Origin of the sequence: Streptomyces sp. TN58 (assembly GCF_001941845.1) — a bacterium.
GTDB lineage: Bacteria > Actinomycetota > Actinomycetes > Streptomycetales > Streptomycetaceae > Streptomyces.
The window spans coordinates 4,977,052-4,989,422 of sequence record NZ_CP018870.1; the positions used below are offsets into that span (position 1 = coordinate 4,977,052).

General features: G+C 71.7%; 10 protein-coding genes, 1 tRNA gene and 1 pseudogene. 9 read left to right on the forward strand and 3 right to left on the reverse strand.

Annotation, left to right across the window (positions count from 1 at the left end):
* Positions 1–46: 46 nt before the first annotated feature.
* Positions 47–442: a DUF6479 family protein gene (locus BSL84_RS22825; protein WP_030032372.1), complete on the reverse strand. Its 396-nt coding sequence runs from the start codon at positions 440–442 to the stop codon at positions 47–49.
* 116 nt (positions 443–558) lie between these two features.
* A complete protein-coding gene (locus tag BSL84_RS22830; RefSeq protein ID WP_075971020.1) occupies positions 559–1,542 on the reverse strand; it encodes an XdhC family protein in 984 nt (327 codons plus the stop codon).
* 752 nt (positions 1,543–2,294) lie between these two features.
* Here BSL84_RS22830 and BSL84_RS22835 point away from each other — a divergent pair.
* The 6 genes and pseudogenes from BSL84_RS22835 (at position 2,295) to BSL84_RS22860 (ending at position 8,957) form a co-directional block, all read left to right on the forward strand.
* Complete coding sequence (locus BSL84_RS22835) at positions 2,295–2,819, forward strand: VOC family protein (protein ID WP_030033852.1); 525 nt, start codon at positions 2,295–2,297, stop codon at positions 2,817–2,819.
* A 478-nt stretch (positions 2,820–3,297) separates the two neighbouring features.
* Positions 3,298–4,731 carry an ATP-binding protein gene (locus BSL84_RS22840; RefSeq protein WP_030037025.1) on the forward strand — a complete coding sequence of 478 codons (1,434 nt, stop codon included), beginning with the start codon at positions 3,298–3,300 and terminating at the stop codon, positions 4,729–4,731.
* 238 nt (positions 4,732–4,969) lie between these two features.
* On the forward strand, positions 4,970–5,446 hold the full coding sequence (locus BSL84_RS22845; RefSeq protein WP_159393546.1) for a hypothetical protein: 477 nt from the start codon (positions 4,970–4,972) through the stop codon (positions 5,444–5,446).
* On the forward strand, positions 5,418–7,682 hold the full coding sequence (locus tag BSL84_RS22850) for a hypothetical protein (RefSeq protein WP_075971022.1): 2,265 nt from the start codon (positions 5,418–5,420) through the stop codon (positions 7,680–7,682). Before BSL84_RS22845 ends, BSL84_RS22850 begins: the two co-directional genes overlap by 29 nt.
* Before the next feature lie 194 nt (positions 7,683–7,876).
* Positions 7,877–8,002, forward strand: a pseudogene (locus BSL84_RS37810) (transposase domain-containing protein); the annotation flags it as partial.
* Between the two features lie 268 nt (positions 8,003–8,270).
* Positions 8,271–8,957 (forward strand): hypothetical protein, encoded by a 687-nt coding sequence (locus tag BSL84_RS22860; protein WP_159393548.1) that lies wholly within the window; start codon positions 8,271–8,273, stop codon positions 8,955–8,957.
* 136 nt (positions 8,958–9,093) lie between these two features.
* Here the strand turns inward: BSL84_RS22860 and BSL84_RS22865 are convergent.
* Positions 9,094–9,165 (reverse strand) — tRNA-Arg (locus tag BSL84_RS22865).
* Between the two features lie 67 nt (positions 9,166–9,232).
* On the opposite strand from BSL84_RS22865, the gene BSL84_RS22870 reads away from it, so the two are divergent.
* The 3 genes from BSL84_RS22870 to lysA all read left to right on the forward strand — a co-directional run bounded on the left by BSL84_RS22870 (position 9,233) and on the right by lysA (position 12,328).
* Positions 9,233–9,745: a response regulator gene (locus BSL84_RS22870; RefSeq protein ID WP_075971024.1), complete on the forward strand. Its 513-nt coding sequence runs from the start codon at positions 9,233–9,235 to the stop codon at positions 9,743–9,745.
* 182 nt (positions 9,746–9,927) lie between these two features.
* The gene (gene nrtL / locus BSL84_RS22875; RefSeq protein WP_075971025.1) at positions 9,928–10,917 is read left to right on the forward strand and encodes an ArgS-related anticodon-binding protein NrtL; all 990 of its coding nucleotides are present in this window, start codon (positions 9,928–9,930) and stop codon (positions 10,915–10,917) included.
* 19 nt (positions 10,918–10,936) lie between these two features.
* Positions 10,937–12,328, forward strand: coding sequence for a diaminopimelate decarboxylase (lysA, locus tag BSL84_RS22880; RefSeq protein WP_030037036.1), 1,392 nt, complete (start codon positions 10,937–10,939; stop codon positions 12,326–12,328).
* Positions 12,329–12,371: the final 43 nt, after the last annotated feature.

Genomic DNA, 12,371 nt, shown 5'->3' on the forward strand with positions numbered 1-12,371 from the left:
GTCCGGGTCGTCGTACGGTCGTCCCGTCGTCCTCGGGACGGCCGTGTCAGGAGTGCGCGCCGCGCCCGGCGTCCGGGGGAGCCCCGGGCTGCGGGTGCGGACCGGGCCCTTCGGGCAGCTCGTATCCGGACTCGCGCTCCTTGCGCACCTCATCCGGATGGCTGGAGGTGGTGGAGCCGAAGTTGCCGTAGCCCTGCATCTCGTGCGGCCGCAGGCCGCCCTCCGGGATCTCCACCTGGTCCCGCTCCTCGCGGACCTCGTAGACCGCTCCGCCGTTCGGCAGGTGGGGCTGATCCTCGGCGGCGGGGGGCGGCGGTTCCTTCGCCCGTACCATCTGGCCCAGCTTGAAGCCGCCGAGCAGCAGGGCGACGACGGCCAGTCCTACGATCGGGAACCACGCGACATCCGTGAGGATCGAGTCCACGCTCAGGATCATGTCCATACGGAGCATTTTCCCTCACATTGTCCCTGTATGCGCATTTCGGGACGTCGTGCGCGCACCGCACAGGACCAGGTAAGAGAGGAGCCCGGGGGCCTCAGCGCGTCCGGGCGGCGGGCTCAGCCGTTGACGGGGCCGGCGGTGTCCCGCAGTGCCCCCGCCTTGCGCGACCCCAGCACCGCCAGGATCTCCGCGCAGATCGCCAGCGCGGTCTCCGGCGGCGTACGGGCGCCGAGGTCGAGCCCGATCGGCCCGTGCACCCGCGCCAGCTCCGCCTCCGTGACCCCGGCCGCGAGCAGGCCCTCCCGGCGCCGCGCCGTCGTACGCCTCGACCCGAGCGCCCCGACGTACGGAACCCCGGCCGCCAGCGCCGCCCGCAGCATCGGCACGTCGAACTGCTCGTCGTGGCTCAGTACGACCACACACGCGGAGTCCCGGCGCGCCTCGATCGCCGCCACGGCCGGCTCGGCCGCCTCGACCCGTACGGCCTCCCAGCCCAGCAGCACCGCCTGCCGCTCGATGACGGCGGCGAGCTCACCGCCGCCCCCGATGACCACGTACGGGGCCGACGGGTGCGCCTCGACCAGCACCAGGCCGCTCTCCCCGTACAGGGCGTCCCGCCCGGCCCGCCGGGTGGCCAGCAGCTCACCGGCCCGCCGCCCGGCATCGTCGCCCGGCAGCGCGGTGGCCCGTACGACCTCACTGGACGCCTGGTCGGCGGCCTCGTTCAGCCGGGTCACCAGCGCCACCCCGACGCCCTCGCCGAGCAGTTCCCACCACTCGGCGGGAACCGCCGCGAGCGGCTGGAGCAGTACCTCGGCCTGCCCGCCGCAGGTCAGCTTCGCCGCCACGGCCTGGTCCCCGGCCACGGACACCTCGCACACCCGCGCGGTCGCCCCGGGCCCCATGGCCGCGGCCTCTGCGACGAGCTCGGCGTCGAAGACCCCGCGGTACAGGCTCCCGACGCACTCCCCCCGCACGTCGACGAGCACGGCCCCCGCGGGATCCCGCGGCCCGAAGCCCTGCTCGGTGACGGGCCGGGCCAGATACCCCGCCCGCCCCTCGGCCACCCACCGCTTCGCCGTCTCCACCAGCTCACGCATCCGTGCCGCCCCATCCACTCCGCGGTCTCTCCCACAAAGAGCCAGGTCAGCAGCACTCTGCGGGCTCGCCATCCACACTAGACACCCCCTCCCCCCGACCCCCACCCCGAAACCCACAGACCCCGCCGCCCCTCGCTCGTACGGATCGCCGGTGCCGCCCCGCCGGTGCCGCCCCGCCGGCGGCGGTGGGGCGGTGGCGTCAGGCCGTCGGCCCGAGGTCAGCGCGGGGACTCGACCAACCCGGTCGCGATCAGCCCGCAGGCGGAAAGAAGTCGACCGCGCCGACCGCGCCGTGGCCGGCGTCCGCCCCCCGACGGCAAGGCTGATCCGGTCCGGGCCGGGCCGTGGCAGACGTAACCCTCGGAGTCGTCCTCTCCCTTGCGCTCGGGCAGCGACTCGTCCTGGTGGATGCTGAGCCCGCACCGGACAGAGCCACGCTTGCGGTCGCAGACCACGTTCCCGACCGTCGGCACCTCGGACCTGTCGTACCGGACCCCGGTGTCCTGCCCAAGCGGCTCCGCCTTTGCCTGCGCTCTCTGCTTCTCGCCGCCAGCGGCAGAACCGGCCCCACGGCGACCCTCGCTGCTCACGCCGCCTGAAGATCGGCTTCGAGAGCCTGGGCGAGCGAGTCCGTTTGCCCCGTATTCAGGGAGAAAGGGACTTGGGGCGGGTCGTATCTAGGTCCTCAGTTGTCCTCATTGGGTCCTAGGTTCGTCGCATCGCGAAAAGCCCACGAGAGGACGAGGCAACCAATGAGCCACACCGCACCCGAGGGTTACACCAGCGTTGCACCGTGGGTGGTCACCGATGACACCGGTGCACTGCTCGACTTCATCACCGCCGCGTTCGCCGGCGAGGAACTCGCACGGGTGCCCGTCGAGGACGGCAGCATCGGCCATGGCGAGATCCGTGTCGGGGACACGGTGGTACTGGCCTTCGACCGACGGTCCGACTGGCCGGTGATGCCCTCCCTGCTGCGCGTCTACGTCCCGGACGCGGACGCCGCCATGGCCGCCGCTGTCGCACACGGGGCGCAGGTGGTCACCGAGATCGCCGACAGCGCGTGGGGGGATCGCGGGGGCCGGGTACGGGATCCCTTCGGCAACATCTGGTGGGTGGTGAGCCGGGTCGAGGAGGTCGCCCCGGACCGCGCCTGGGAGCGCATGCTTGAGCCGAAGTACGCCGAGGCGATGCGCACCGCCCAGGAGACCCTGGACATCGCGCTGAGCGGCCGGGATTCAGGCACGGCAAGCGCCCCGCGCCGCCCGACCGCCTGAGCCCTTCCGCCCCGGCCTGCGCCACTCCGCGGCGGCTGCCGCTCCCCGCCGGCGCACTCCCGGCGGCGCGTTCGGCCCGCACGCCCGGACTCAGCGGGACTGAGTTCGGGCCTTCATGCTTGGCACTTCAGCTGGTCAGCGGCGTGATCGCGCTGTCTTTGCTGGAGTGCCCACGGCAGGATTCGAACCTGAGCACACGGCTCCGGAGGCCGGATCGTCTCCAGGTGTTTGCCCAGGTCAGACACCTAGCTGACGAGTTGTCAGGCTTGCCGTCCCACGCATGTACCGACTCGGAAATGCGCCGAATGCCGCAGAATCTGAAGCGCGTGGGCCCCGGCGGTCGAGGCGCCGACGAGCGGCCCTCCCCTCCGCCTCGGCGGGGCTGCCGACGAGGACGGTAGAAGCGAGCTAGAGTCTAAGTAAGATGCGATCTACGTAATATCGAATCTATGTTTTGGAGGTTAGGGGTGGGGCTCTGATGGAGTTCAAGGGCAGGTCTGCCGACCTGGATCAGCTGGCTCGGCAGCTGGGCCTGGTGGTCGGCGGTACGGGCGCCACGCGCGGTCAGGCTGTGATCGTGACGGGCCGGCGCCGGGTGGGCAAGTCTCGTCTGGTCCAGGAGTTCTGCGACCGTTCCGGGCTTCCGTACGTGGTCTTCCAGGCGACTCGGGGACGCAACGCGGTGGCCGAGCGGGCGGACTTCGCCGCGACGCTGGCGCAGTCACCTCTTCCCGGGGCCGAACTGGTGGCCGGGCTGCAGGCCGCCGACTGGAACCAGGCACTGCGTTCCCTCGCGGTCGCGGTTCCGGACGATGCCCCGAGCATTGCGGTGGTCGACGAGGTGCCGTGGCTGGTCGAACAGGACGGTGAGTTCGAGGGGGCGCTGCAGACGGTCTGGGACCGGCACCTGTCCGCCAAGCCCGTCCTGTTGATCCTGGTCGGCAGTGACATGTCGGTCATGGAGGCGCTGCAGTCCTATGGCCGCCCGTTCTTCGGCCGGGCGGCCAAGATGACCGTACAGCCGCTGCATCTGGCCGATGTGCAGGCGATGACCGGCCTTGACGCGGCGGAAGCGGTGGACGCGCTGCTGATCACCGGAGGGTTCCCGGAGATCGTTCAGTCCTGGCGGCCGGGGATGGACCGCCGAGACTTTCTGCGCGAGGCTGTGTCCAACCCGCTTGCCCCGCTGTTGGTGGCGGGCGAACTGTCGCTACTGGGGGAGTTTCCCGAGGCCTCCCACTCGCGGGCAATCCTGGAAGCGGTTGGCAGTGGCGAGCGGACCTTCTCCACCATTGCCGCACAAGCCGGTGGTGCCGGCGCGCTGCCCTCGGGCACGCTGTCTCCGCTGCTGAACACGCTGCTGGCCAAGCGAGTCCTGGCCGCTGACCTGCCGCTCTCGGTCAAGGCGGACAGCAAGAACAAGCGCTATCGCATCGCTGATCCGTACCTGCGGTTCTGGCTGGCTTTCCTGCAACGCGGGATCCCGCTCATCGAGCGAGGTCGCGGTGATCTGGCGCTGGAGCGCATCGAGCGGTCGTGGACGACATGGCGGGGCCGGGCCGTCGAGCCGGTCGTCCGCGAGTCGCTGCTGCGGCTGCTGCCCGACGAGATGTGGCCGCAGACGGAGGCGGTCGGGGGCTGGTGGAACCGGCAGAACAACCCGGAGATCGACCTGATCGGAGCCGACCGCGAACCCGTCGCAGGACAGGTTCACTTCATCGGCTCGGTGAAGTGGCTGGAGTCGCAGCCGTTCGGCCGACGTGAGTACGACGCCCTGGTACGGGACATGCTCGCCGTGCCCGGTGCCGGGCCGGACACGGCGCTGGTTGCGGTGTCCCGTTGCGGTGTCGAGGACGATCTACCTCTTGCGGCGCATTGGGGTCCGGAGGACCTTGTCCGTGCCTGGCGGTAGCCAGGGAAACCTCCAGGGTGGTCATGGTGGTGTATCTGCTCGGGTGCCCAGTGGCGGGAGACATCGACCGCATTCTCAGAACCTTCCGGACGTCGAAGCCCCCTTGCGCGGCGGTGAGGTGACGGGCCCGGTTCACCCCCCCCGCGGGGTGACCGGACGGCGCTAGCCTGGCCGGGCGAATGCGCGTACCGCCCATGTGAAATGGCTCGGGTCCCTGGATCCTCAGCGGCTGACCGCGTTGCTGAAGGAGCGGGATCTGCCGCTCGCCGCCGGGTACCGACGGATCACCACCCTCCGCGAGCTCGCCGAACACCTGCTCACCGACAAGTCGGTGGGCAGGGGGCTGACGGCGGGCACCGCCGGAGAACTGGAATTGCTCGCTTCCATCGCCGCCCTTGCCCTGGAGCGGCACGGCCCCGTAGCCGGTGGCGAGGTCGAGGACGGGCCCCGGTATCCCTGGCAACAGCGGAAGCCCATTCCCCTGGTGGAACCCGCGGAGCGATTGGTGCCTGAGCGGGACGTGCTGTCCTGGTTCGAGCCGGGGAAGCAGCGGCAGCGGGCGGAACACACACTCACCCGACTGCGGGAGCGCGGGCTGCTGCTCCCCGCACCCAAGGGCCGACTGGCGCTCCCACCACTGTCGCCGATGGGAACGGGCAGCCGTGCCGCGTCGCTAGGCTGCCGGGATGAACACCGCCACGCCACTTCTCCTTGATCTGGACTCGTTCCTCGCCCGGGCCGAAGAGCGAGGCGCCCCGCTGGACGCGCGGGCGGCCGAGGCCGTCCTCGGTCTGCTCGCGTTGGGCGAAGCACGCCGCCGGACCGGCTTGCCCGAGCCCACCGAGGAGCTGGCCGAGGAACTGCTGCACATCCTGCTCCCGCTCTACGTCAGCGCCACCGAGGAAGAGCTGCCGGGCTTCGTGGCCGCGCTGATCGCCCTGATCGACCACACACACGAGGCCGGCCGCCTCAACGCCAAGCGGCAGGCGAAGCTCGTGACGCGGGTGCACGAGCTGGCCGAGGGCTTCACCCAGGCGATGACGAGCCCTCGCCGCCTCACCTGGCCGCGGCTGTACGGAAACCTGCTGCGCGCCACGGGCGTGGACGCCACCGATCCCCGGGCTGTGCGCGACTGGCTGGAGGCGTTCGCCGAGCGCCCGCAGGCCGAGCGGAACGCCGCGCTCGGCTTCGCCTCCTCCTCTCCGGAAAGACCGCTCGCCGAAGCGGCATACGCGGAGGCGCTGTGTGCGGAGCGCTCCCGGCAGGCCCGTCCGCTGCTTGCCGCACGGCTGGAGGCCGTGGCGCTCGCCGAGCGGGTGCGGCCCCGCCCCGGCGAGGGCCTGTTGGTCGCCGATGCCCCGGCAGGCAAGCCGGACGACGAGAGGGACGACCGGCACGAGGCGCAGGCGGCGGTGCTCGCGGATCGCTGGACGGCAGTCGGGCTCGACACCCTGCTGCGCGGACCCTTCGCGCACCTGGCGCCGGGCGGCGGCAGCGCTCCCACCCCTCTCCTCGCCCTTGTCGAGGCCATGGCCGGCCAGCACCTGGAGATGTACGGCGACGCCTTCGCGCCGCTGCCCCCGACCCCGTTGCCGGACTCCCCCGAGGAGCAGGCCGCGATGCTGCGTTCCGCGCCGCTGCCCCAGCTCCTGGCGCGAGCCGCCGCCGACCCGCAGGGCGCGGACGAGCGAACGCGCGAACTGGCGCTGGCGAGCGGCTTCCTGGTGCGGGAGCAGGGCGGCGCGATGAGCGCGGGGCCATCGGCTGAGGCCTGGCGTGAGGGTGGCCCCGCCGAGCTGACCGGACTGGCCCTGAACCTGCTCGGCGTCCTGCTGACACAGCCGGCCGAGGAGGAGGAGACCGCGGAGGAGTACGAGGGTGAGCACCTGCTCACCCTCTACCTCCTGTGCGAGCAAGCGGGGATGACGCAGTCCGTGGCCCGTGTGGCTGCCCTGAACGACATGTGGTTCGTGCCGCCGGGCCATGAGAGCGACCCCGACGCGTCCGTCCCGGCCACCGGAGACTACGAACTGCCTGACCCCCAAGCCCTGTCCACGATCCTGGGAATCCCGGCACTCACCGAGTCCGACCGTACGGACCTGACCCCGTCCGCCGCCCGCCTCGTGCGCCTGATGGACCGCCTGGCCGCCCTGGGTGTCACCGAGCGTACCGGAGACGCCGTCAGCCTCACCCCTCTCGGCTCCGCCCTGCTGCGGGACACCCTCCTCGTGGGCCTCGAAGGCGAAGCCGCCGATGTCTTCCCCACTCGGGAGCAGGTGCTCGCCTGGGACGCGGAACGGCTCGTCGCGGCAGCCCAGTGGTGGCCGAAGCGGGCCGCCCGGCAGGCCGTCGGCGACTGGCTGGCCGCGCAGGGCACCGACGGATGGACCCCTCTGTTCGCGGCGATCTCCGCCGCCTGCCCCGAGGCCGAACCCGCGAGGCGGCGGGCGCTGCTCGCCGCCCTCGACGCGACGGCCGTGCCCGACGAGGCCCTGTACGCGCTGCTGGCCGACCCGGTCCTGGGCGGCTGGGCCGAACACACCCTGCACGCAAGCGGCCAGGCGCCCGACCCCTCAGCCGTTCCGCTGTCGGCCCGCGCGGTGTACCTGCTCGACGCGCTCGAAGCCGTACGGAGCGCCGCATCCCTCGACCACCGCATGACGGCGGCTCGGAACGAGGAGGAGCCCGAACTGGTCGCCGAGGTCCACGCCGCCTTCGACAAGGCCGCGGCAGCCTGGCCCGGCGGCGGCCCGGCCCTGGTCACCGCCCTCACGGCGGCGGACCCGTACACGTCCGCCTTCCTGGCGCAGCAGCTCTCACACCACCCCGACCGCGCCACCGCCGACCAGGCCCGTCATGCCTGGCGGGCCTTCGAGACCAGGGGTACGACCCGCTCCCCGGGCAGGAAGAAGCCCGCCAAGCGCGCGGGCGGGAAACGCAAGCGGCGCTGACCGGCGTGAACGCCGGACCGGGGCTGGGCGAAGCCCTATGCAGTTGCTTTTGAGCTGAGGAGATCGTTGCCCCGCGTGTGACGGGGTGGGGTGCGGGCCAGCGGGTGCGGATCGGGATCCTGACGAAGGTGTTCACCGCCGAGCTGGTGGACGCGGCAATATCCAAGCACGACCGAGCCTAGCGGCGCCGTCGTCTCCTGCCGGCTCGGCTGGTCGTGTACTTCGTCCTGGCCCTGTGTCTGTTCGCCCGGGAGTCGTACGAGGAGGTGCTGCGAGTGCTGACCAGCGGTATCCCGGGCAGCCGGGCCCTTTCCCGGTGAACCGGTCGTCGTTGTGTCGGGCTCGCGCGCGGCTCGGGGAGGACGTGCTACAGACCGTGTTCCGCCAGGTGGCCGGCCCGCTCGCCACCAGGGACACGCCAGGCGCATGGAGGCGAGATCTGCGGCTCCTCGCCTTGGACGGCACCCAGTTGGATGGCCGAGGTGGTCGCGCACACCGGAAGACGTCCGACAGGAACTGTGGGCCTACCTCGCGGTCCACCACGCGATCCGCCAGTTCGCCCACGCGACGGCGCTTGTCCGTCCGGTCGTGGACGCCGACCGTGTCTCCTACCTGAAGTGCGTCCGCATCGTCCGCCGCAGCGTCCCTTCCCATCTCGGAGCGACCGCCACCAAACTCACCCGCTCCTTTGCCGAGGCTGAATGGGAGGCCCGTGCACGCCTCCTGCCGGCCCGGCGTGTGACGTCGATGATCACGGCGGCCATCTCCGCCGGAGCTGTGCTCATCAGCTCGGCCGCCGCGGCCTGGATCACCCACTACTTCACGGGACGGACCGAGAGGAGGAGGCAGGAGCACGCCGACATCCAGGAGGCGGCCAAGCGCGAGCACGAGGCCAGGCTGTCGCACGAGCAGCGCATTCGGGAACAGGTGATCGCCACCTCTACGACCATCTCGAAGATGCTCCAGGACTTCCGGGCGAAGATCGGCGAGGCCACGGAGGCGGCCGACACTCTGGCCGCCACGCTCCTGTACGACGAGTGCTCCGCCATCGTCCGCCGGCACCATGACGACGCCTTGCCCGTCATCGAGGTCATGCCGGACCTGGAGCTCCGGCGGCGAGCCAATGCCGTCTTCGAGTCCTACGGCGGGTGGGCGGAAGGCACAGCTGAGGCGTTGTCGAATCTCACGACGCGACCGGATGCCGCGGGGCTGGACGGGACGCGTGAGCAGTACTACGAGCGGGCGCGACGGGTGATCAGGGAGGCGTCCGACTGACGTGTGGCCCACACGCTCCTCACACGGGACCAGTGCGTAACAACGACAAAGGCCCGGACTCAGTGGTACTGAGTTCGGGCCTTCATGCTTGGCACTTCAGCTGGTCAGCGGCGTTACCGCGCTGTCTCTGCTGGAGTGCCCCCGGCAGGATTCGAACCTGCGCACACGGCTCCGGAGGCCGTTGCTCTATCCCCTGAGCTACGGGGGCGTGTCGCTTGTGGTGCGGCGACGGGTTGAACACTACCAGCTTCCGCGGGGTGATCAGGAACCGTTTTGTGGGGGACGGGGGAGTAGGTCGCCCGCACGGGGTGGAAGTGGCAAAAACCCGGACGCGGGGGCCCGGGCGGACCTACTCTCAAGTTGTGCCAGGCGTCTCGGGCCGGGTCCTCGTTGTCGACGACAACAAGGTCATCCGGCAGCTGATCAGGGTCAACCTCGAACTGGAGGGCTTCGAGGTCGTGACCGCGAGCGATGGTGCCGAGGCGCTGGACATGGTGCACCGGGTGTGCCCTGACGTGATCACCCTTGATGTGGTCATGCCCAGGCTGGACGGGTTCGGGGCCGCCGCGCAGCTGCGGGCCGATCCGCGGACGCGCGATCTGCCGGTCGCCATCGTCAGCGCCTGTTCGCAGCAGGAGGTCGAGGCCGGGATCGCGGCCGGGGTCGACGCCTTCCTCGCCAAGCCCTTCGAGCCCACCGAGCTCGTACGCGTCGTACGTCGGCTCGCCGAGCGCAAGGACCGGCGCGACGGGAGGAAAGGAGCTCCCGCCGGGAGGGGACGGGGCTGAACAACCACACCCCCGCTCATCTGACATGCCGATCGGGCCCGGGTCGCCGCCGTGCGGCGTTTCCCTTACGGCTCGCCTCCCTCCCTCCCGCCCGCGCCCGCCGCGCCCTGATGCGGGCGCCCGCTGTTCACATGGCGAAACTCTTCGTGGGATGACCGGGCGTCTCCCCTAGGCTGGGTCCCGTGATCCCCGCCGACCTCTCCCGTTGCGTCGTACGCGCCGTGCGCTGCGCCGTCGACGACGGGGAGCTCGCCCCGGAGGCGGCCGCGCCCGCGCGGGTCGTCGTCGAGCGGACCCGGCCCGGCGGGGTCGGGGACTACGCCACCCCCGTCGCCTTCCAGGTCGCCAAGGCCGCCCGGTGCGCGCCGCGTGACGTGGCCGGCGTACTGGCCCGCCGGCTCGGCGCCGAGCCGGGCATCGAGCGCGTCGAGGTCACCGGAGCCGGCTTCCTCAACTTCGTGCTGCCCGCCCCCTCCGCGCCCGCGGTCATCATCGAAGCGATCGTCCGCGACATCGCCATCCGGGACGTCCGCGGCGGCGCGGCCCATGTCCTGCCCGCCGACGAGAGCGGGCTCGGGCTGCGCGAGCGGGTCGTACGGCGCAGCGTCCTGCGGCTCGTGGCCGCCGAGGGCGGCACCGAGCGCGACCTGCCCGACACCCTGGCCGTGGCCCCCGTCGCCCGGCGCGACGGCGACGTCGTCGCCCGCTACGGCGCCGACGCCGCCTCCTGGGCGATGCTCGCCGTGCCCGCCCGGGAGACCCCCGCCTTCTCCGACCTGCTGCTGCACCAGGGTGAGGCGAACGAGTTCTTCCGCGTCCGGTACGCCCACGCCCGCAGCCGCGCCCTGGAACGCAACGCCGGCCGGCTCGGCTTCCACCAGGAGCCCGGCGACGTCGACGACGTCGACGAAGCCGCCGCCCTGCTGCGCCTCCTCGCCGACCACCCCCTCGTCCTTGAGGCCGCCGCGTACCACCGTGCGCCCGAGCGGCTCGTACGGAACCTCGTCGAGCTGGCCGACGCGCTGCTCGACTTCCACCACCGCGTAGTGCCCCAGGGGGACGAGAAACCCTCGGCCGCCCACCGCGCCCGGCTGGCACTCGCCGACGCCGCCGGGACGGTGCTGGCCGGCGGCCTGGCCCTGCTCGGCATGGACGCACCCGAACGCCTATGACCCGCGAAGAGAGATACCGATGAGCCGCTCCGCGCACCCCGCCGGCCCCCGCCACGCCGACGTCCTGCCCGAAGGGCACTACTCCCCGCCGCCCGCCGACCTCAACGCGCTCGACGAGAAGGTCTGGTCCCGCACCGTCCGGCGCGGGGACGACGGCGTCGTCTCCGTCGGCGGTATCGAAGTCACCCGGCTCGCCGAGGAGTTCGGGACCCCCGCCTACTTCCTCGACGAGGAGGACTTCCGCTCCCGCTGCCGCGCCTGGGCCCACGCCTTCGGCCCCGACGCCGACGTCTTCTACGCCGGCAAGGCGTTCCTCTCCAAGGCCGTCGTGAAGTGGCTGAAGGAGGAGGGGCTCAACGTCGACGTGTGCTCCGGCGGGGAGCTGTCCACCGCCCTCGCCGCCGGGATGCCGGCCGGGCGGATCGCCTTCCACGGCAACAACAAGTCCGAGAGCGAGATCCGCCGGGCCGTCGGGGCCGGGGTCGGACGGATCGTCCTGGACTCCTTCCAGGAGATCGCCCGCGTCGCGCACATCGCCCGCGAGCTGGGTGTACGCCAGCCCGTGCAGATCCGCGTGACCGTCGGCGTCGAGGCGCACACGCACGAGTTCATCGCCACCGCGCACGAGGACCAGAAGTTCGGCATCGCCGTCGCGGACGGGTCCGCCGCCGAGGCCGTGCGCCGCGCACTCGGCCACGACTCGCTGGAGCTGCTGGGCGTCCACTCGCACATCGGCTCGCAGATCTTCGACATGGCCGGCTTCGAGGTCTCCGCCAAGCGCGTCGTGCGGCTGCTCGCCGCCGTCCGCGACGAGCACGGCGTCGAACTGCCCGAGATCGACCTCGGCGGCGGCCTCGGCATCGCCTACACCTCGAACGACGACCCCCGCGAGCCCCACGAGATCGCCAAGGCGCTCACCGAGATCGTGGCCCGCGAGTGCGAGAGCGCCGGACTGCGCGCCCCCCGGATCTCCGTGGAGCCCGGCCGCGCCATCGTCGGCCCGACCGCGTTCACCCTGTACGAGGTGGGGACCATCAAGCCGCTGGAGGGGCTGCGTACGTACGTGAGCGTCGACGGCGGGATGTCCGACAACATCCGTACGGCCCTCTACGACGCCGAGTACTCCATCTCGCTCGTCTCCCGTACCTCCGACGCCGAGCCCATGCTCGTGCGCGTCGTCGGAAAGCACTGCGAGAGCGGTGACATCGTCGTGAAGGACGCGTTCCTGCCGGCCGACCTGGCGCCCGGCGACCTCCTCGCCGTGCCCGCCACCGGCGCGTACTGCCGGTCCATGGCCAGCAACTACAACCACGCGCTCCGCCCGCCCGTCGTCGCCGTGCGTGACGGACAGGCCCGGGTGATCGTTCGCCGCGAGACGGAGGAAGATCTCCTGCGACTCGACCTCGGATGATGAAATAGGCGTCTCACGAAATGGACCGAGGATGGAAAGTGCT